We start from the raw sequence: 21,771 nt of genomic DNA, 5'->3' as shown, positions 1-21,771 counted from the left end.
ATATCATAGTATATTATTTTCGTCAACAAGTTTTTTCGATAAGTTGTATCTCTCATTTGCTGACTCTGCCTATTATATAGGCTTTCTCTTCCCTATGCAAGTATTATTATAAAAAAATAAAGAGAGGGAAAATCCCCTCTCTTATTCTTCTGAAGAAACCTCTTCACTCGTTTCTTCCTCTTCATCTTTTTGTGCTTTTGCTACCGTCGCTACCTCTTGGTCTTCCTCTAATCGAATTAGACGAACACCTTGTGTATTACGTCCCATTTGAGAGATTTGATCAACTGGCATACGAATAATAACGCCTGCCGCTGTAATTAACATAATATCTTCTTCACCTGTAACAGACTTAACAGCTACTAATTTACCGTTCTTATCTGTAATGTTACAAGTTTTCAGACCTTTACCACCGCGACTTTGCAGACGGTATTCATCAATCGGTGTACGCTTTCCGTAACCATTTTTCGTTACAATTAGAACATTTACATCCTCTTCGACAATTTCCATACCTACAACTTGGTCTTCATCGCCCAACGTAATAGCTTTAACACCTGCAGCATTACGTCCCATAGAACGAACATCTTGTTCATTGAAACGAATTAGCATACCGTTACTTGTCCCGACAATAATATCCTTATCACCCGATGTTAAACGTACAGATATTACTTCATCCTCTTCACGAAGAGAAATTGCAATTAAACCATTTGTACGTATATTTGCAAATGATGAAAGTGGTGTTCTCTTAGAAACCCCTTGTTTTGTCGTAAAGAATAAGAACTGATCGTCACCAAATTCACGAATCGGAATAATAGCGTTAATCCACTCACCCTTATCTACCCCTAATAGGTTAATAATTGGTAGTCCTTTTGCAGTACGACTATACTCTGGAATTTCATATCCTTTCGTACGGTATACTTTACCCTTGTTTGTAAAGAATAAAATATGATCATGAGTAGACGTTGTTAATAAATGTTCAACAAAGTCATCATCATTCGTACCCATTCCTTGCACACCACGTCCCCCACGGTTCTGTGTTTTGTACGTAGAAGCCGGTAACCTCTTAATATAACCGTTATGAGTTAACGTAATCGCAATGTTTTGTTCAGGAATTAAATCTTCATCTTCAATAAATTCCATACCGCCAATTGTAATTTCTGTTCGTCTCTTATCATTGAAACGCTCTTTTACTTCTGTTAATTCTTCACGAATAATCTCAAGAACTTTTTCTTCATCTGCTAAAATCGCTTTTAATTCAGCAATTAACTTCATTAAGTCTTGATATTCTTGCTCAATTTTTTCACGTTCTAATCCAGTTAAGCGTTGCAGACGCATATCTAAAATCGCTTGCGCTTGTTTCTCACTTAAACCAAAACGTTCCATTAAGCCTTGCTTTGCAATATCTGCCGTTTTTGAACTACGAATTAACGTAATAACTTCATCAAGATGATCTAAAGCAATTCGTAATCCTTCTAAAATATGAGCACGTGCTTCTGCTTTTTCTAATTCATAAGCAGTACGTCTACGAATTACTACCTTCTGATGCTCTAAATAATGATATAGATTTTGTTTTAAATTTAGTACTTGTGGCTCCCCATTTACAAGAGACAACATATTAATACCGAAACTTGTTTGAAGCGCTGTATGTTTATATAGATTGTTTAATAGTACGTTTGCATTAGCATCACGACGTACTTCCATGACAATACGCATACCATTACGATCTGATTCATCACGTAAATCTGTAATACCTTCAATTTTCTTATCGCGAACTAATTCTGCGATTTTTTCAATTAATCGTGCCTTATTAACTTGATAAGGTAGTTCAGTTACGATAATAGATTGTTTACCGTTTGACTTCTCTTCAATTTCAACCTTAGCACGAAGCATAATGGAACCGCGACCTGTTTCATAAGCTCTTCGAATTCCACTTCTTCCTAAAATTAAACCTGCCGTCGGAAAGTCTGGACCTGGAATGTATTCCATTAATTCCGCGATAGTAATATCAGGATTATGACTTAATGCCAGCACACCATCAATTACTTCGCCAAGCTGATGCGGCGGTATATTTGTTGCCATACCAACAGCAATACCTGTTGTACCGTTTACTAATAAATTAGGGAAACGCGCTGGTAGTACTATCGGTTCTCTTTCGGAACCATCATAGTTATCTTGATAATCAATTGTATTTTTTGAAATATCACGTATTAATTCCATAGAAATCTTAGACATTCTTGCCTCTGTATAACGCATTGCAGCTGCTGAATCTCCATCTACAGAACCGAAGTTACCATGCCCATCTACAAGCATATAACGTTGACTAAAATCTTGCGCCATACGTACCATTGTTTCATAAACGGCTGAATCACCATGAGGGTGATACTTACCGATTACTTCACCGACAATACGTGCTGATTTCTTATACGCTTTATCAGCTGTAATTCCTAAATCATTCATCGCATATAAAACCCTACGATGCACAGGTTTTAATCCATCACGAACATCTGGTAATGCACGAGATACGATAACACTCATTGCGTAATCTAAAAATGAGGTACGCATTTCATGACTAATATTAATTTCTCGAATTCGTGCTTGTTGTTGATTGTCTGACATCAACGAGCACCTCCTCTTACATTTCCGTTACACATACATTGATTTATATGTAGAAGACAGGAATACTTAGATTCCTGTCATTACTCATTTAAATATCAAGGTTCTTCACGTATTTTGCATTCTCTTGGATAAAGTTACGACGTGGCTCTACTTTATCTCCCATTAAAATTTCAAATGTTTCGTCTGCTTCAATTGCATCTTGAAGGGAAACTTGAAGTAATGAACGTACTTCTGGATCCATTGTCGTCTCCCATAGCTGAGTTGGATTCATCTCCCCAAGACCTTTATAACGTTGAATTCCTGGTTTCGGCTGGGCTGGTAGCTCAGCTAAGATTTTTTCAAGTTCCTTATCGTTGTAAGCATATTGAATTTTTTTACCTTGTTGTATTTTAAACAATGGCGGCTGTGCAATATAGATATAACCACACTCAATTATTTGACGCATATAACGATAGAAGAACGTTAATAATAGGGTACGAATATGTGCACCATCAACATCGGCATCGGTCATAATAATAACTTTATGATAGCGTGCTTTTTCAATATCGAAGTCTCCACCAATATTTGTACCGATTGCCGTAATAATTGTACGAACTTCATCATTTGATAAAATCTTATCTAAGCGCGCCTTTTCCACATTAATAATTTTACCCTTCAGCGGTAAAATTGCTTGGAAATGACGATCGCGTCCTTGTTTTGCAGATCCACCCGCAGAGTCACCCTCTACGATGTAAATTTCACTAATTGCTGGATCTTTCGAAGAGCAATCAGCTAATTTACCAGGTAAACTTGAAACTTCTAACGCACTCTTTCGACGTGTCAATTCACGCGCTTTTTTCGCAGCTACACGTGCACGTGCAGCCATCGTACCTTTTTCTACAATTTTTCGCGCTACATTAGGATTTTCTAGTAAGAACTTTTCAAATGCCTCTGAGAATACAGACTCTGTAATTGTTCTCGCTTCACTATTCCCAAGTTTTGTCTTCGTTTGTCCTTCAAATTGTGGATTTGGATGCTTGATTGATACAATTGCTGTTAAACCTTCACGAACATCCTCACCAGTTAAATTACTGTCCGCATCTTTTAAAATGCTATTTTTACGACCATAGTCGTTGATTACACGAGTTAAAGCTGTTTTAAAACCTACCTCATGTGTACCACCTTCATACGTATGGATGTTATTCGTAAATGAGTAAATATTATTTGTGTATCCTTCGTTATATTGAAGAGAAACCTCAACCTGAATACCATCTTTTGAACCTTCTACGTACACAGGCTCTTCATGAATCGGTTGTTTTGAGCGATTTAAATGCTCAACGTATGATTTAATTCCACCTTCGTAATGGAATTCTTTCTTTTGCTTATGTTCACGTTTATCTTCAATTGTTAATTTAATATTACGATTTAAAAACGCTAATTCACGCATACGAGTTGCTAGCGTATCAAAATCGTATACTGTTGTTTCTTGGAAAATTTCCGGATCTGGTTTAAATCGAGTTATTGTTCCTGTTTGATCTGTGTCACCAATGACTTTTAAATCCGCAACCGGAATACCTCTTTCATATTTTTGGTAATGGATTTTACCTTCACGATGTACAAATACTTCTAATTCTGTTGATAGAGCATTTACAACCGATGCCCCAACACCATGTAAACCACCAGAAACTTTATAACCGCCACCGCCAAATTTACCACCGGCGTGGAGAACAGTCATAATAACTTCTACAGCTGGACGTCCCATTTTTTCTTGTATACCAACCGGAATACCACGCCCATTATCCGTTACACGAATACTATTATCTTCTTCGATACTAACATTAATTTCATCACAATAACCTGCAAGTGCTTCATCAATACTATTATCTACGATTTCCCAAACAAGATGGTGAAGCCCTTTTCCACTTGTAGATCCAATATACATACCAGGGCGTTTCCGAACTGCCTCTAGTCCTTCAAGCACCTGTATCTGACTTTCATCATATGCATTTTCTTGCATTTGCTTTTGTTCCATTGACACAAAGATCACCTACTTTTCCATTTAAACAGGGGTTATTCCCTATCTATTTCACAATCTACAGTGCCGTTCGTTACATGAATTGTTTTCGCTTCTTTTAATGTTTCGTGTTCAATTCCGTCGACACTCGTCGTTGTAACAAATGTTTGCACTTTTCCTTGAATTGTATTTAAAAGATGTGATTGACGATAATCATCTAATTCTGATAAAACATCATCCAACAAAAGGATTGGATATTCTTTAACCTCTGAATAAATCAATTCAATTTCAGCTAATTTTAGGGATAGTGCGGTCGTTCGTTGTTGTCCTTGCGAACCAAAGACTTGAACATTTTTACTATTAACGAAGAATTGTAAATCGTCACGATGAGGACCAATCAAAGTCGTACCACGGAAAATTTCACGTTGTTTCACAGATTGAAAACTTTCATAGTATACTTCTTTTATTTTCGACAAATCCATTGATTCTGATACATCTACACTTGGTTTATAGACAATTTCTAACTCTTCTAATCCACGGCTTATACCTCGATGAATTGGAGCTGCCCATTCCTGTAGCAAATGCAAAAATTCAAAACGTTTTTGCAGTATTTTCGCACCATGCTCAATTAGTTGAAGTGTAAATACATCCAACATCGTTTCCTCATTCTTACTATTCCCTTGCATTTTTTTCAACAAGTGATTTCGTTGCGTGAGCACCTTTTGATATTGACTTAATTCATACAAATATACAGGAGCTATTTGTCCTAATTCCATATCTAAAAAGCGTCTTCTTACTTGAGGGCTTCCTTTTACAAGATTTAAATCTTCTGGGGCAAACATGACAACGTTCATCACGCCAATATATTGACTTAACTTTTGTTGTTCAAGTTGATTTAATTTTGCCTTTTTACCTTTTTTCGAAATATTTAATTCCAAAGACAAAGAACTGTTTCTTTTTTGTAATTTCCCTTTTATTTGACCAAAATCTTCATCCCAGCGGATAAGTTCGCGATCATTAGAGGTTCTATGAGATTTCGCCATCGCTAAAACATAAATAGCTTCCATCAAATTTGTTTTCCCTTGCGCATTTTCGCCGATAATTACATTTACCTTATCTTCAAAGGAAAGCTCTAATTTTTCATAATTGCGATAGTTTTTTAATTGTATTTCTGAAATAAACAAAGGGCTCCCCCTTTATGCCTGAACTTGGAAAGTTCCGCTTCCTGGAATTTCAATAACATCATTCGCATATAGTTTGCGACCTCTTCTATTTTCAAGTTCGTTGTTCACGTACACTTCATATTCTTGTAAAAACCATTTTACAGCGCCACCTGTATCAATTACATCAGCTAACTTTAAAAATTGTCCTAGTGTAATATACTCCGTTGAAATTTTAATACGTTTCATAAAATCGCTCACTTTCTGAAAGTGTTCATTCTTTCATTGTACTAAATAAACTAGCATTAGGAAAGTAATACCCAAAAATCAAATAAGGGCCACTAGCATCTTTAAACTAGCAACCCTTATTCCTTACCTAGTAAGTACGAACCGGTAAAATTAATTGAATAATTGAATCATCATTTACTGTACGAATTAAGAACGGTCTCATCGCCCCAGTAAAGCTAACTTTAATCTCTGTACTATCCAAAGCTTTCAATGCATCCATCATATATTTTGCACTAAAAGATATTTTTAACTCTTCTCCATCTACTTTTTCGCATTGTACTTCTTCGACAACTTTTCCGATTTCTGGTGAATTCGAAGAAATCTCTAGCATTTCTTGCTCTAAAGTTGATAATTTAACAACGTTATTGCGGCCATCTCTTGCTAATAGTGAAGCACGATCAATTGCTTGTAGGAATTCTTTTGTATTCACAAAAATATCCGTTTTACTCTCTGCCGGAATTAAACGTGTCGTATCAGGATAATTCCCTTCTAACAATCTTGAGAAGAATAATAAATGTTTTGTACGGAATAATACTTGATACTCCGTAATAACGATATCTACCATTTCTTCAGACTCATCTAAAATTTTACTTAATTCATTTAAGCTCTTACCTGGAATAACAACATTAGCTTGGAATTCATCTGCAATATTATGTCCTTCAATTTTTGCTTTTCGAAGTGCCAGCCTATGACTATCTGTTGCAATACAAGTTAACTCGCTGTTATATACCTTCCAGTTTACACCTGTCAAGATTGGTCTTGTTTCAGAAGTAGAAACTGCAAATACAGTTTGTCTGATCATATGTTTAAGTAAATCTGTTGGTATCTTAAATACATGATGTTCTTCAATCTGTGGCAATAACGGATATTCTGCAGAATCTAAACCATTTAAGTTAAACTCTGATTTTCCAGATTTTATTTTTGTCATAAAATGATTTTCTACAGAAATTTCGACAGTGTCTTTAGGTAGTTTTTTTACAATCTCACTAAAATATTTTGCCTGTAAAACAATGCTTCCTGATTGAGTTATTTCTACGATTTCTTTTCCAGCTTCTTCGACTGGAATAAACGATTCAATAGAAATATCAGCATCGCTTCCTGTTAATGTAACTCCTTCTTCAGTCGCTACAACTTTAATTCCCGTAAGAATTGGGATTGTTGTACGAGAAGAAACTGCCTTCATTACATCTTGTACACCTCTTACAAGATAGTCTTTTTGTATTGTAAAACGCATAAAGAAAAACCTCCGGTAAGTATAAGATTTTATTTAATTAATAAAGATAAAAAATAGTAGTAATAGTAATAGGGCTTGTGGATATGTGGATAACTCCGCTAAAGGATGTAAAAACAGTCTATCTACATGTGGATAGACTGTGCGTAAAACAAGGTAAGTTATTCACACTATTCAGCTACTACTTTAAAATACCATTAATTTCTTCAACTTGCTTTTGTAATTGCGTATCGGTTTTTAGTAGTTTAGAGATTTTTTCATGGGCATGGATAACTGTTGTATGATCACGTCCACCAAATTCTTCACCTATTTTTGGTAAAGAGGAATCTGTAAGCTCGCGCGATAAATACATTGCAATTTGGCGAGGAAACGCAACTGATTTTGTACGTTTTTTCGCTTTAAAATCTTCTAATTTCACTTGATAAACGTCCCCGACAGCTTTTTGAATATCATAAATAGAGATAATTTTCGGCTTAGAATTTGGAATAATATCTTTAAGTGCTTCAGCTGCTAAATCAGCATTAATATCTTTATTAATTAAAGATGAATAAGCTACAACTCGGATAAGTGCACCTTCTAATTCACGAATATTTGAATCAATTTGATTTGCGATATAAAGCATAACTTCATTTGGTATATCAAGCCCTTCAGCTTTTGCTTTTTTGCGTAAAATCGCAATTCGTGTCTCTAAATCTGGCGGCGTAATGTCTGTAATAAGTCCCCATTCAAAGCGGGAACGAAGACGATCTTCTAAAGTTGGAATTTCTTTTGGTGGTCGGTCACTAGAAATTACAATTTGTTTACTTTCTTCGTGTAATGCATTAAATGTATGGAAAAACTCTTCTTGAGTCTGTTCTTTTCCAGCAAGAAATTGAATATCATCTATCAATAAAACATCTACGTTGCGATATTTATTACGAAAATCAACAGCTTTATTATCACGAATAGAGTTAATAAATTCATTTGTGAATTTTTCTGATGATAAATATACAACTTTTGCATTTGGATTATGTTCAATTACATAATGACCAATTGCATGCATTAAATGTGTCTTTCCAAGTCCAACTCCTCCGTAAATAAAGAGTGGATTATACGCTTTAGCTGGCGCCTCAGCTACAGCTAATGAAGCTGCATGGGCAAAACGGTTACCAGAGCCAATAACAAATGTATCGAATGTATATTTTGGATTTAACATGCTCTGTGGTAAATGAGCTGAATCATCTTGTGCTGGATTCGGCTTAACTGGAGGCAGATCAATGTCCTCTTCAGCTTGACTTTGGGGAATAATAAAGCGAATTGCTAATTTTGCCCCTGTTAAATCGTATAGTGTTTCTGAAATTAGTTCGGAGTAATGAGATTCTAGCCAGTCACGAGCAAATTCATTCGGAGCTGTAATCGTTAATACGTCTTTCTTCAAGTTATGAGCGGTTGTGGATTTTAACCATGTCTCATAACTAGGCTTGCTTACCTTTTTTTCTAATTCTTTTAAGGCACTATTCCATAAATCAGAGATATTTTCCAAAGGTGTCCCTCCTTTACTAAGTTGGTAAAAGAATAAGGTTGCGCAACAAATGTACAACCTAATAAATATAAAATGTATATTTATACGAAACGTATTTTAAAACCTAAAAACGTCGTTTGTATATGAGATAGGGTTTTCGACAAAAAAAGCAAATGTGGACAACTATTTACCCACATGTGATTAAAACTGTCCACATGTTATACACAAATTGTGGATAAGATAAAGATGTGGAAAACTTATTCAAAGTGAAAACACAACTATAATATCAAAAAAAAGTGGCTATAGCAATGAATTTAAGAAAGTTATCCACAAAATCAATACCTTGTGGAATAAACTTGTCCACAACACGATATACTGTGTAAAAGTGTGAAAAAAGTTTGTGGATATAAAAAACGCGAAAAAATATTTATCCACAAGGAAATATAGGTGCTGTGAAAAAGTATGTGAATAGGTTCAAAATGAATATTTGATGAAAATTTCTAGAACCATTGACATTTTCCTAGTTAATTAACTATAATTTATAGGACTGTCTTTAACAGATATTCCTCAGGGAGGTGTCATATAATGAAAAGAACTTACCAACCAAATAAACGTAAGCGCAGCAAAGTACATGGTTTCCGCAGCCGTATGAGCACAGCGAACGGACGTAAAGTGCTAGCAGCTCGTCGTCGTAAAGGAAGAAAAGTATTATCTGCGTAGACCACTGATCGTTCAGTGGTCTTTTTTTCTAATAATAGTGAATTTCCGCTGATGAAATACAGGAGTGTCAATTGATATGAAGAAAAAACATCGTATAAAGAAGAATGATGAATTCCAGGCGGTTTTTCAAAAAGGAAAATCAAATGCAAATCGTCAGTTTGTTGTATACCAATTAGATAAAGAAGAACAGCCAAACTTTCGCATCGGCCTTTCTGTTAGCAAGAAAATAGGAAATGCAGTAGTTCGTAATCGAATTAAGCGCATGGTCCGTCAGGCTATTACAGAGTTAAAAGATGAGATAGATTCTGGAAAAGATTTTGTTATAATAGCAAGGAAGCCTTGTGCAGAGATGACATATGAAGAAGTAAAGAAAAGCTTAATTCATGTCTTTAAACGCTCTGGTATGAAAAGAATAAAAAAGTAGCGTAAGGAAATGAATTACACTATATACATACCGATACAAGGAGGAGTAGGCTTTGAAAAAGAAATTAGGTTTACTAGCCATGGTCGTTGCATTAATGGCGATTGCCACCGGTTGTAGTGAAACGGGTCAGCCGATTACATCGAAAAGTACTGGGATTTGGAATGAATATTTCGTATATCCGCTTTCTCAGTTAATCACGTATTTTGCCGACTTATTTAACAGTAATTACGGTTTAGCAATTGTTATTACAACTCTTATCATTCGTTTTGCATTATTACCATTAATGATTAAACAAACAAAGAGTACAAAGGCAATGCAAGCGTTACAACCAGAAATGGTGAAGTTAAAAGAGAAATATAGTTCTAAAGATCAAGCAACACAGCAAAAACTACAACAAGAAATGATGCAGTTATATCAAAAGAATGGTGTAAATCCATTGGCAGGATGTTTACCGATATTTGTTCAGATGCCTATTTTATTCGCGTTTTATCATGCGATTATGAGAACAGCTGAAATTAAACAACATAGTTTCTTATGGTTCGATTTAGGACATGCAGACCCGTTCTATATCTTACCAGTCGTTGCAGCAATTACGACATTTATTCAGCAAAAGCTTGCAATGGCAGGAACAGCTGGTCAAAATCCACAAATGGCAATGATGCTTTGGCTTATGCCGATTATGATTTTAATCTTTGCAATTAACTTCCCAGCTGCATTATCACTTTACTGGGTTGTTGGTAATATCTTTGGTATTGCTCAAATGTACTTTATTAAAGGGCCAGAGATTAAGGCTAGTAAGGCTGGTAAAGCTGGAGGCTCAAGCAAGTGAGTGTAATTACTGCTAAAGGACAAACAGTCGAGCTGGCAGTAGAGGATGCTTTAAGGCAATTAAATACATCAAAAGATCGAGTAGATATAAATATTGTCGATGAGGGTAAAAGGGGATTCTTAGGTTTATTTGGGAATCGCCCTGCAGTAGTAGAAGTTGTATTGAAGAAAGATCCAATTCAAGAATGTGAAGAATATTTAAGAAATGTTATTCACGATATGGGTGTGGAAGTCGAGATTAGTAAAATTGTAAAAGGACGCGAAATCGAATTCACAATTTCTGGTGATAATGTAGGTGTTTTAATTGGGAAAAGAGGTAATACATTGAACTCTTTACAGTATTTAACAAAACTTGTCGCGAATCGTAACACGAAGCAATATATCGGTATTACACTAGATGCTGAAAATTATCGTAGTAAAAGAAAAAGTACGTTAGAATCACTTTCTTATCGATTAGCGAAACAAGTATTTAATACGAAAAAAAGAGTTATTTTAGAACCGATGCCATCTTTTGAACGAAAAATTATTCATCAGGCATTATCAAATCATCAAGGTATCAATACAACTTCTGAAGGAAATGAACCACATCGGCATGTTGTAATATCTCCTAAATGACCGGTTGCTCAAATGAGTGCCGGTTTTTTTGAGCGGAAAATAGATGTGGATAACTAAAAAACACTAAACTTATCCACTGTGAATAAGTTTAGTGTTTTTTACATGGGGATATAATAAAATGAGTTATTCTTCTTTTGTAGATAGGTTCGTTATGGTATCCTAATAATTTAGTGAAAGAAATAATCATGTTGAAATAGAGATAAATAAGCAAGTGAGGTGAAAGGACATGGAATTTGATACAATTGCTGCGATTTCCACAGCGCTTGGAGAGGGTGCAATTGCCATTGTTCGAGTAAGTGGGGATGATGCGGTTGAGAAAGTTGATCGTATTTTTAAGGGGAAGGATTTAACAGAGGTTCCTTCTCACACTATTCATTATGGTCATATTGTTGATTTAGATACAAATCAAGTTATTGAAGAAGTTATGGTGTCTATTATGCGCGCACCAAGGACTTTTACACGTGAAAATATAGTGGAAATTAACTGTCACGGTGGACTTGTTTCAGTAAATAAAGTATTGCAACTTATTCTAGCACAAGGAGTACGATTGGCAGAACCGGGCGAATTTACAAAACGTGCTTTTTTAAATGGACGTATCGACTTATCACAAGCAGAAGCTGTTATGGATTTGATTCGAGCAAAAACAGATCGTGCGATGAATGTAGCAATTAATCAAATGGAAGGGCGATTATCTAAATTAATTGGTCTTTTGCGTCAAGAAATATTAGAAACATTAGCTCATGTTGAGGTAAATATAGATTATCCAGAATACGATGATGTAGAAGAGATGACACATAATATTTTAATTGAGAAAGCGACGCATGTTCGTTCGGAAATCGAAAAAATATTAGAAACATCAAAACAAGGGAAAATTTTACGTGAAGGTATTGCTACAGCAATTATCGGTAGACCTAACGTTGGGAAATCATCGTTATTAAATAGTCTTGTTCAGGAGAAAAAGGCAATTGTAACTGATATTGCAGGAACAACTCGTGATGTTATTGAAGAGTACGTTAACGTGCGTGGTGTACCTCTTAAACTTATAGATACAGCCGGTATTCGGGAGACAGAAGATATTGTTGAACGAATTGGTGTGGAACGTTCAAAAGAAATGATGAGCCAAGCGGATTTAGTATTAGTTGTTGTCAACTATAGCGAGGCTTTAACAAATGAGGATGAAGATCTATTCCGTGCGGTACAAGGAAAAGACTTTATTGTTATTGTGAATAAGACTGATTTACCGCAAGCGATTGATATGGAACGTGTTACAGAGTTAGCCGCGGGAAATCGTGTTATTACAACATCCTTAATTGAGGAACAAGGAATAGATGAACTCGAAAAGGCAATAGCTGATTTATTCTTTGAAGGAACAATTGATTCTGCAGATATGACATATGTTTCTAATGCGAGACATATTGGATTATTAACACAAGCAGGAAAAACAATCGGTGATGCAGTTGAGGCGATTGAAAATGGTGTACCAATTGATATGGTACAAATTGATTTAACAAGAACGTGGGAAATACTTGGTGAAATTACTGGGGACACAGTGCATGAAAGCTTAATTGACCAGTTGTTCTCTCAATTTTGTTTAGGAAAATAATATAGTGAAGTTGTAGAAAGATAGAGATTATTAGGAGGAATAAACAATGGGATACAATGCCGGTTCATACGATGTCATAGTAATCGGTGCAGGTCATGCAGGATGTGAAGCTGGTCTTGCGGCAGCACGAATGGGCTCAAAAACATTAATGTTAACAATTAATTTGGATATGGTAGCATTCATGCCATGTAACCCTTCTGTTGGTGGACCAGCAAAAGGGATTGTTGTTCGTGAAATTGATGCATTAGGCGGAGAAATGGGACGTAATATTGATAAAACTCATATTCAAATGCGTATGCTAAATACAGGTAAGGGACCAGCCGTACGTGCACTTCGAGCGCAAGCTGATAAATTCGCTTACCAACATGAATTAAAGAAAACAATTGAAGAAACACCAAACTTAACGTTGTTCCAAGGAATGGTAGAGCGTTTAATCGTTGAAGAAGGTGTATGTAAAGGGGTAGTTACACAAGCTGGTGCAGAATATACAGCAAAAACCGTTGTAATTACAACTGGAACATTTTTACGCGGCGAGATTATCATGGGCGACTTAAAATATTCAAGCGGTCCAAATAATCAGCAACCGTCTATTACATTATCTGAGCATTTAGAAGAACTTGGATTTGATCTTGTTAGATTTAAAACAGGGACACCTCCGCGTGTAAACAGTAATACAATTGACTACAGTAAAACAGAAATTCAACCAGGTGATGATAAGCCACGTGCGTTCTCTTTTGAAACAACGAAATTTATTATGGATCAAATTCCATGTTGGTTGACATATACAAGTACAGAAACACACCGTTTAATAGATGAAAATTTACATCGTTCAGCTATGTATTCTGGTATGATTAAAGGAACAGGCCCTAGATACTGTCCTTCTATTGAAGACAAAGTAGTAAGATTTAATGATAAACCACGTCATCAAATTTTCTTAGAGCCAGAAGGGCGTAATACACAAGAAGTATATGTACAAGGTTTATCCACAAGCTTACCAGAAGATGTACAACGTGACATGCTTAGAACAATTCCAGGCCTAGAAAATGTTGAAATGATGCGTACAGGTTATGCAATTGAATATGATGCAATTGTGCCAACACAACTATGGCCAACACTTGAAACGAAAAAGATTAAAAATTTATATACAGCAGGACAAATTAATGGAACTTCTGGTTACGAAGAGGCGGCCGGACAAGGGCTTATGGCTGGAATTAATGCAGCATGCCGTTCTTTAGGTAAAAAAGAAGTTGTTTTAGGTCGCGAGGATGCTTATATTGGCGTCTTAATTGATGATCTTGTAACGAAAGGTACAAATGAACCATATCGTTTATTAACGTCTCGTGCAGAATACCGTCTATTATTACGCCACGATAATGCTGATCTTCGTTTAACTGAAGTTGGTCGTGAAATTGGACTAATTAAAGAAGAGCGCTATGAGCGATTTACAAATAAAAAATTACAAATTGAACAGGAAAAGGAACGTTTAAGCAGCATTATTATTAAACCACGTCCTGAAGTTCAAGAATTAATTCGCAATATTGGCGGAAGTGAATTGAAAGATGGAATACGTGCAAGTGACTTATTACGTCGTCCAGAGATGACATATGAGCATATTCATCTTTTAGTACCAAGTGAAGTAGAATTAAGTGATGAAGTTAAAGAACAAGTTGAAATTCAGATTAAGTATGAAGGGTATATTGAAAAATCTTTACAGCAAGTAGAGCGTATGAAGAAAATGGAGAGTAAAAAAATCCCTGTAGATATTGATTATGATGCGATTTCTAGCCTTGCTTCAGAAGCTAGACAGAAATTGAAAGATGTTCGTCCACTTTCAATGGGGCAGGCTTCACGTATTTCTGGCGTAAATCCAGCGGATATTTCCATTTTACTTGTGTATATAGAACAAGGAAAAATTGCACGCGTATCGAACCAATAAATAGTAAGGAGATATTGCTAGATGAACATAGAACAATTTCAATCTATGCTAGAAGAGAAGGGAATCACCCTCTCTTCTAGACAGTTAGAGCAGTTCAAAATCTACTTTGAAACATTAGTAGAGTGGAATGAAAAAATGAACTTAACGGCTATTACAGAAAAAGAAGAAGTATATTTAAAACACTTTTTTGATTCCATTACAGCTGCTTTTTATTATGATTTTTCAAAACCATTCTCAATTTGTGATGTTGGTGCAGGGGCTGGATTCCCAAGTATTCCTTTAAAAATCTGTTTCCCGCACTTAAAAGTAACAATTGTAGATTCATTGCAAAAACGTATTAATTTCTTAAATCACTTAGCCCAAAAGTTAGAATTAAGTGATGTTGCATTTTGTCACGATCGTGCTGAAACATTTGGGAAAAAAGAAGGTGTACGTGAATCATACGATATTGTAATGGCACGTGCAGTTGCGCGTCTTTCTGTATTAAGTGAGCTATGTTTACCACTTGTAAAAGTTGGAGGAACATTCATTGCAATGAAAGGTGCAGCAGCAAACGAAGAAATTGAAAATGGCAAGTATGCTTTAGAGGTGCTAGGCGGAGAGTTGAAAGAGATGTCTACTTTCCAATTACCATTTGAAGAGAGTGAACGTAATATTTTATTAATCGAGAAAAAGCGCAAGACACCAAAGAAATATCCACGCAAACCGGGAACACCCAATAAATTACCTATTGAAAAATAAATCTTATTAGACGTAAGATTAAATTATATAAATGAAAACGTAAATGTTTCATAGGAAACATTTTATGGAGAATAGTCAATAGGCCTAAAAGGTGGTGGAATATGTATGAAAAATACGTTTTCTCGTTTATTTGGCTTTGGAGATAAAGAGAGCGAATTCGAATTACAAGACGAAAGCCATGAAGAGATAGATAAAAAGGTATATGAAGAAATACAAGAAATTCCGATAGTAAATATTACCCCTAACCGTTATCAACCAAGAACAGTTTTTGATGATGCGCGTATTGATGAGTTAGCATTAACAATTCGTACACATGGACTTATTCAACCGATTGTTGTAAGGCAATATGAGGATGATAAGTACGAGATTATTGCTGGAGAAAGACGTTTTCGCGCGGCAACAAAGTTAGGTTGGGAAAAGGTTCCTGCAATTATAAAGAATTTAAATGATACAGAGACAGCTTCTGTAGCTTTAATTGAAAACTTGCAACGTGAGGAACTAACGGCAATCGAGGAAGCTGTGGCATATCAAAAGCTGATTGAGTTACATAATTTAACACAAGAAGCATTGGCACAACGACTTGGAAAAGGACAATCTACAATCGCAAATAAGTTGCGCTTGTTAAAGTTGCCTGAAGAAATAAAAAGTGCATTATTAGAAAAAAGCATTACAGAACGTCATGCCCGCGCTCTCATTCCTTTAAAAAATGAGGAATTACAACTGAAGGTTTTACAGGAAATTGTGGAGAAACAACTAAATGTAAAGCAAACAGAAGAACGAATTGCGAAGTTACTAGAGGAAGCGAAACCGAAGCGTAAGGCAAAGCAAAAAGCAGTAAGTCGAGATACGAGGATTGCTATGAATACAATTAGACAATCTTTACAAATGGTTACTGAAAGTGGTTTGAATGTTAATTCTGAGGAAGAAGAATTTGATGAGTACTATCAAATTACAATTAAAATTCCAAAGAAAAAATAATAATGACGTGCTAGAGACCTTATCCTATTGGAGAGGTCTCTTTTACTATATTTTCTTGTTAAATGAAGAAGGAGTTTAGAAATAAATTTTGAAGTTTAATAAAGGACGTAAAAGAAAAAGTTTTATTTCATGTTACAATAAACGTAATTGTTACTAGAATAAGATAGAAAGGTTGAAAGTAGGTGACATCATGGGAAAAATCATTGCTATTGCTAATCAAAAAGGCGGTGTTGGAAAAACAACAACATCTGTTAATTTAGGGGCTGGATTGGCGCAAGTAGGTAAAAAAGTCCTTCTTGTAGATATTGATGCTCAAGGAAATGCAACGACTGGTGTGGGAATTGAAAAATCTGAATTAGATCAATGTATTTACAACGTTCTTGTGGAAGATGCAGATGTTCAAGGGGTTATACAGAAAACCGCAACTGAAAACTTAGATGTTCTACCCGCTACAATTCAATTGGCTGGTGCTGAAATTGAATTGGTACCGACTATTTCCCGGGAAGTACGTTTGCAAAGAGCATTACAGCCAGTTCGTGATGAATATGACTATATTATTATCGACTGTCCCCCATCTTTAGGGTTATTAACGATTAATGCATTAACAGCAGCAGATTCTGTTATTATTCCTGTACAGTGTGAATATTACGCACTAGAAGGGTTAAGTCAGCTATTAAATACAGTTCGACTTGTACAAAAACATTTAAATAAAAATTTAGCAATTCAAGGTGTATTGTTAACAATGTTGGATGCCCGTACAAATTTAGGGATTCAAGTTATAGATGAAGTGAAAAAGTATTTTAGGGATAAAGTATATCGCTCGATTATTCCGCGTAATGTACGCTTGAGCGAGGCTCCAAGTCATGGGAAACCTATTATGCAGTATGACGCTAAATCAAGAGGAGCAGAAGTGTATATAGATTTAGCAGAGGAAGTGATTGCAGGTGGCTAAAGGATTAGGAAGAGGAATTAATGTGTTTTTTCCTGATTTAGATGTGAAAGAAGAGGAAACAATTCAGGAGATTCTTGTAACTGAATTAAGGCCGAATCCATATCAACCGCGTAAACACTTTAATAAAGAGGCGATTCAGGAATTAGCAATTTCGATTAAGGAACACGGTATTCTACAACCATTAATTGCTAGGAAGAGTATTAAAGGATATGAAATTGTTGCAGGTGAAAGACGATTTCGTGCTGCAAAAGAGGCTGGTTTAGAAAAAGTACCTGCGGTTGTAAGACAATTAACTGAACAGCAAATGATGGAATTTGCGTTGTTAGAAAACTTACAACGAGAAGATTTAAATCCTATGGAAGAGGCAATGGCATACCAGATGTTAATGAATGAGCTAAATGTAACGCAAGAACAATTAGCGAAACGTCTTGGTAAAAGCAGACCTTACATTGCAAATTATACTCGGTTATTAAGCCTACCTTCTTTCGTACAAGATATGATTGCAAATGGTCAACTTTCAATGGCTCATGGGAGAACTTTACTTACGATAAAAGATGAAGAACAATTGAAGTCCTTATTGAAACGCATTGAAAAAGAAGGATTAAATGTTCGTCAATTAGAGAAAATCGTCCAAGAGATTAATCAACACGTTTCACGTGAAACAAAAAAAGTGAAAAAAGAGCGAAATATATTTTTCGTGGAACGTGAAACGTTCTTAAGAGAAAAGTTTGGCACAGATGTGAAAATTAAAGAGACGAAAAAAGAAAAAGGTAAAATCGAAATTGAATTTTTTAATAAAGAAGATTTAAATCGTATTTTAGAACTATTAGCACAGAAAAATTAAAAAGCAAACCATCTTATTATTTATAGATGGTTTGCTTTTTTTAATGCGGATAATTTTTGATCCGTCTCTTTTATACTTTTTGCGATTACATCAGCCATTTTCATGACTAAACTTAATCTTGTATTTTGAAGAACGAAAAACTCCATAAACCCATTTAGATTGACGATACCGTGTATGTGCAAATCACCAACTGCAGGTAATTTCTTATTCATAGCAGCTCCAGGTTTACTAGGTCCCTTTCCAGTAGTGATTGATCCGATATTTTGGGACTTTCCTAAACATGCATCAACAGCAATTATAAATGCAGTAGGATATTCTTTCTGTATATTCTGAATTTTCTCTTCTAAATTTAGCGCATGTACTGGCTCATCTAGTGTACCGAATACTTGGAGGTTTTGGATGTCTATTTGTTCAAGTTTTGTACCAACTAATGGGCCGAGTGCGTCACCTGTAGAGCGATCTGTGCCGATACAAACGAGAATGAGTGGTATATTAGTTTTAATAGGAATATGGGTAAGTAAGAAATTACTGATTATCTCAGAGGCTTCTAGATCTTGGTGCATAACGTTTTGAGTTTCTTTCTCAAAAAATGGTAAGCGAAAACTTCCAATATTCATGAAGCACCCATCCTTTTAATAAATTTTCAATATATGTTATATGGTGAGGAAAATGGAAAGTTATAAGTGCGTAATTTTTGCAAAATGTGAATGAAAACGGAAATAATAGTACTAGTATATATATATTCGTTCCATTTTATACCTGGATGTCGGGGATAAAATAGGATTAAAATCATAAAATTTTTTCAGCAATTAGGGGACTTCTGATACAATAATAAGGGTAACTAAAAAGAAATTTTAGCTAGAGAGGTAGAGGTACATGGATTTATTAGCGAAGTGGTTTAATTCTATGAAACAGTATTTATTAGATGCTGATCGTTGGGCTCATATTGGAGTTGCGACATTAAAAATATGTATTATTTTAACAATTGGTGCAGTTGTTGTGCGAATTGCAAGGGCGGTTGTACGAAATGCGTTTCGTATGGGGAGTCGTTCTCCAATTCAAATTTCAGAACGTCGTACAGTTACAGTAGCGAAATTACTTGAAAATATTGTAGCGTACGTTGTTATGTTCATTATGCTAATTGCGATTTTAGGTGTGTTTGATATTAATGCATCAGGTTTATTAGCGGGTGCTGGGGTAATTGGTTTAGCAGTCGGATTTGGTGCTCAAAGTTTAGTGAAAGACGTTATTACAGGTTTATTTATTTTGTTAGAAGATCAGTTTTCAGTTGGCGATTATGTTAAAATCGGTCAATTTGAAGGAGTCGTTTTAGAAATTGGACTTCGTACAACGAAAGTAAAGAGTTGGACAGGTGAAATTCATACTTTACCAAATGGAAGTATTATTCAAGTTACTAACTACTCAGTTAGTAATAGTGTAGCATTTGTTGATGTATCTATTTCATATGAGGCTGATATTGCGAAAGCAGAGCAAGTTATTGAAGATTTATTAGTAGAATTACCTTCAAAGTACGAAAAAATGGTAACAACGCCTCAATTATTAGGTGTGCAAACATTAGCAGCATCAGAAGTTATATTACGTGTTATTGCTGAAGTAGAACCGATGCAACATGCAGTTATTGCAAGGGCACTTCGTAAAGAGATTAAAAATCGTCTTGATTTACATGGAATTGAAATTCCATATCCACGTATGGTTTTATATAATCGTGAAGAATTAGTTAGTGGAAAAGCAATTTAGTATGGAGAGGAGTTTGGAGAATGGAGCAAAAGGAATATAACTTGTATGATGTTGTGGAAATGAAGAAAGCCCATCCATGTGGCGAGAATCGTTGGAAAATTATTCGTATGGGAATGGATATCCGCATTAAGTGCGAGGGGTGTGACCATTCAGTAATGATTCCTCGAAGAGAGTTTGATCGTAAGGTGAAAAAAATACTTGTGAAGCACGAAGAATAGAGGGAGAGTAACAGTTACAGTAGGTAACTGTTACTTTTTTTCGTTTGGCGGAAACTTGTCATTTTTTTCGTTACTATCTATAATGATGAAAGATTGAGACATAGGAGTGAAAAATATGGGATTAACGGCTGGGATTGTTGGATTACCTAACGTAGGGAAGTCCACTTTATTTAATGCAATTACACAAGCAGGAGCAGAATCTGCGAACTATCCATTCTGTACAATTGATCCAAACGTAGGGATTGTAGAAGTACCAGATGAGCGTTTAAATAAATTAACGGAATTAGTAGAACCGAAAAAGACTGTTCCGACTGTATTCGAGTTTACTGATATTGCAGGTATCGTAAAAGGTGCTAGTAAAGGTGAAGGTTTAGGAAATAAATTCTTATCTCACATTCGTCAAGTAGATGCAATTTGCCAAGTTGTTCGTTGTTTTGAAGACGAAAATATTACGCACGTTTCAGGGAAAGTAGATCCAATTGATGATATTGAAACAATCAATTTAGAGCTAATTTTAGCGGACTTAGAGTCTGTTGATAAGCGTATCGAGCGTGTTGCGAAATTAGCAAGACAAAAAGATAAAGAAGCGGTATATGAGCATGAAATTTTAGTTCGTTTAAAAGAAGCTTTTGAAGAGGGAAAACCAGCTCGTACTGTTGAATTTACAGAAGAGCAGATGAAGATTGTTAAAGGCCTTCATTTACTTACAACAAAAGAAATGTTATACGTAGCGAATGTAAGTGAAGACGATATTATCGATCCTTCGGAAAATAAATACGTACAAATGGTAAAAGAATTTGCAGCAAATGAAAATTCTCAAGTAATCGTTGTATGTGCAAAAATCGAATCAGAAATCGCTGAATTAGACGAAGAAGAGAAAAAAGTATTCCTTGAAGAATTAGGAATTGAAGAGTCTGGTTTAGATCAATTAATTCGTGCAGCATATGACCTATTAGGACTTGCTACTTACTTTACAGCTGGCGTTCAAGAAGTACGTGCTTGGACATTTAAACAAGGAATGAAGGCACCACAATGTGCTGGTGTTATTCATACAGACTTTGAGCGTGGATTTATTCGTGCAGAAACAGTTTCTTACGATGATTTAATGACAAACGGTTCTATGACAGCTGCAAAAGAAGCTGGAAAAGTACGTTTAGAAGGAAAAGAATATATCGTAAAAGACGGAGATGTTATGCACTTCCGTTTTAACGTTTAATTTAATATTTCCTAGGAAAAATAAAGATATGAGCTTGGCAAATATATTATATGTTTGCCAAGTTTTTTATGTATTGGTGAGTTGATTCATATAACTTACTATGATATAATCTAAACTCGTGAGTAATTACTATAAATTAATTGCTCCTTGCC

20 protein-coding genes are annotated in these 21,771 nt (G+C 35.4%); 13 read left to right on the top strand and 7 right to left on the bottom strand.

Annotation, left to right across the window (positions count from 1 at the left end; translation table 11 throughout):
* Positions 1 to 141: 141 nt before the first annotated feature.
* From gyrA to dnaA, 6 genes are all read right to left on the bottom strand, one after another.
* Positions 142 to 2,613, bottom strand: a complete 2,472-nt coding sequence (gene gyrA / locus ACZDYH_RS21820) for a DNA gyrase subunit A (protein WP_001282864.1) — start codon at positions 2,611 to 2,613, stop codon at positions 142 to 144.
* 88 nt (positions 2,614 to 2,701) lie between these two features.
* The gene (gene gyrB / locus ACZDYH_RS21815) at positions 2,702 to 4,624 is read right to left on the bottom strand and encodes a DNA topoisomerase (ATP-hydrolyzing) subunit B (RefSeq protein WP_000435982.1); all 1,923 of its coding nucleotides are present in this window, start codon (positions 4,622 to 4,624) and stop codon (positions 2,702 to 2,704) included.
* Positions 4,625 to 4,662: 38 nt separating this feature from the next.
* Entirely contained in the window at positions 4,663 to 5,790 is a 1,128-nt protein-coding gene (recF, locus tag ACZDYH_RS21810) for a DNA replication/repair protein RecF (RefSeq protein WP_000470745.1), read from the bottom strand.
* A 12-nt stretch (positions 5,791 to 5,802) separates the two neighbouring features.
* Positions 5,803 to 6,015: a S4 domain-containing protein YaaA gene (gene yaaA / locus ACZDYH_RS21805; protein ID WP_000821364.1), complete on the bottom strand. Its 213-nt coding sequence runs from the start codon at positions 6,013 to 6,015 to the stop codon at positions 5,803 to 5,805.
* A 127-nt stretch (positions 6,016 to 6,142) separates the two neighbouring features.
* Complete coding sequence (gene dnaN, locus ACZDYH_RS21800; RefSeq protein WP_016121496.1) at positions 6,143 to 7,288, bottom strand: DNA polymerase III subunit beta; 1,146 nt, start codon at positions 7,286 to 7,288, stop codon at positions 6,143 to 6,145.
* Between the two features lie 178 nt (positions 7,289 to 7,466).
* A complete protein-coding gene (dnaA, locus tag ACZDYH_RS21795) occupies positions 7,467 to 8,807 on the bottom strand; it encodes a chromosomal replication initiator protein DnaA (protein WP_000428017.1) in 1,341 nt (446 codons plus the stop codon).
* Positions 8,808 to 9,371: 564 nt separating this feature from the next.
* Between dnaA and rpmH the strand changes: the two genes are divergently transcribed.
* The 10 genes from rpmH (at position 9,372) to spo0J (ending at position 18,427) form a co-directional block, all read left to right on the top strand.
* On the top strand, positions 9,372 to 9,506 hold the full coding sequence (gene rpmH / locus ACZDYH_RS21790) for a 50S ribosomal protein L34 (protein ID WP_000831901.1): 135 nt from the start codon (positions 9,372 to 9,374) through the stop codon (positions 9,504 to 9,506).
* A gap of 76 nt (positions 9,507 to 9,582) precedes the next feature.
* Positions 9,583 to 9,930: a ribonuclease P protein component gene (gene rnpA / locus ACZDYH_RS21785; protein WP_000726621.1), complete on the top strand. Its 348-nt coding sequence runs from the start codon at positions 9,583 to 9,585 to the stop codon at positions 9,928 to 9,930.
* A gap of 52 nt (positions 9,931 to 9,982) precedes the next feature.
* Positions 9,983 to 10,759 carry a YidC family membrane integrase SpoIIIJ gene (spoIIIJ, locus tag ACZDYH_RS21780; protein ID WP_000727738.1) on the top strand — a complete coding sequence of 259 codons (777 nt, stop codon included), beginning with the start codon at positions 9,983 to 9,985 and terminating at the stop codon, positions 10,757 to 10,759.
* Positions 10,756 to 11,373, top strand: coding sequence for an RNA-binding cell elongation regulator Jag/EloR (gene jag, locus ACZDYH_RS21775; RefSeq protein WP_000111516.1), 618 nt, complete (start codon positions 10,756 to 10,758; stop codon positions 11,371 to 11,373). The genes spoIIIJ and jag overlap by 4 nt, the downstream gene beginning before the upstream one ends.
* A gap of 226 nt (positions 11,374 to 11,599) precedes the next feature.
* Positions 11,600 to 12,976, top strand: a complete 1,377-nt coding sequence (gene mnmE, locus ACZDYH_RS21770) for a tRNA uridine-5-carboxymethylaminomethyl(34) synthesis GTPase MnmE (RefSeq protein WP_000393754.1) — start codon at positions 11,600 to 11,602, stop codon at positions 12,974 to 12,976.
* Positions 12,977 to 13,022: 46 nt separating this feature from the next.
* The gene (gene mnmG / locus ACZDYH_RS21765) at positions 13,023 to 14,912 is read left to right on the top strand and encodes a tRNA uridine-5-carboxymethylaminomethyl(34) synthesis enzyme MnmG (protein ID WP_000541031.1); all 1,890 of its coding nucleotides are present in this window, start codon (positions 13,023 to 13,025) and stop codon (positions 14,910 to 14,912) included.
* A gap of 21 nt (positions 14,913 to 14,933) precedes the next feature.
* On the top strand, positions 14,934 to 15,653 hold the full coding sequence (gene rsmG / locus ACZDYH_RS21760; protein WP_001019628.1) for a 16S rRNA (guanine(527)-N(7))-methyltransferase RsmG: 720 nt from the start codon (positions 14,934 to 14,936) through the stop codon (positions 15,651 to 15,653).
* Between the two features lie 105 nt (positions 15,654 to 15,758).
* The gene (gene noc / locus ACZDYH_RS21755; protein WP_000799016.1) at positions 15,759 to 16,631 is read left to right on the top strand and encodes a nucleoid occlusion protein; all 873 of its coding nucleotides are present in this window, start codon (positions 15,759 to 15,761) and stop codon (positions 16,629 to 16,631) included.
* A gap of 190 nt (positions 16,632 to 16,821) precedes the next feature.
* Positions 16,822 to 17,583 carry a sporulation initiation inhibitor protein Soj gene (gene soj, locus ACZDYH_RS21750; RefSeq protein WP_000516114.1) on the top strand — a complete coding sequence of 254 codons (762 nt, stop codon included), beginning with the start codon at positions 16,822 to 16,824 and terminating at the stop codon, positions 17,581 to 17,583.
* A complete protein-coding gene (spo0J, locus tag ACZDYH_RS21745) occupies positions 17,576 to 18,427 on the top strand; it encodes a stage 0 sporulation protein Spo0J (protein WP_001051832.1) in 852 nt (283 codons plus the stop codon). Before soj ends, spo0J begins: the two co-directional genes overlap by 8 nt.
* Before the next feature lie 20 nt (positions 18,428 to 18,447).
* Here spo0J and yyaC read toward each other — a convergent pair whose 3' ends face one another.
* Entirely contained in the window at positions 18,448 to 19,044 is a 597-nt protein-coding gene (gene yyaC, locus ACZDYH_RS21740) for a spore protease YyaC (RefSeq protein WP_001020714.1), read from the bottom strand.
* 259 nt (positions 19,045 to 19,303) lie between these two features.
* On the opposite strand from yyaC, the gene ACZDYH_RS21735 reads away from it, so the two are divergent.
* The 3 genes from ACZDYH_RS21735 (at position 19,304) to ychF (ending at position 21,619) form a co-directional block, all read left to right on the top strand.
* Positions 19,304 to 20,185: a mechanosensitive ion channel family protein gene (locus ACZDYH_RS21735; protein WP_000364814.1), complete on the top strand. Its 882-nt coding sequence runs from the start codon at positions 19,304 to 19,306 to the stop codon at positions 20,183 to 20,185.
* 20 nt (positions 20,186 to 20,205) lie between these two features.
* Positions 20,206 to 20,403: a DUF951 domain-containing protein gene (locus tag ACZDYH_RS21730; RefSeq protein ID WP_000435485.1), complete on the top strand. Its 198-nt coding sequence runs from the start codon at positions 20,206 to 20,208 to the stop codon at positions 20,401 to 20,403.
* Between the two features lie 115 nt (positions 20,404 to 20,518).
* A complete protein-coding gene (gene ychF / locus ACZDYH_RS21725; protein WP_000524657.1) occupies positions 20,519 to 21,619 on the top strand; it encodes a redox-regulated ATPase YchF in 1,101 nt (366 codons plus the stop codon).
* Positions 21,620 to 21,771: the final 152 nt, after the last annotated feature.

Source organism: Bacillus sp. EB V-12 (assembly GCF_056158125.1).
This window is presented reverse-complemented; position numbering and strand designations above follow the sequence as displayed.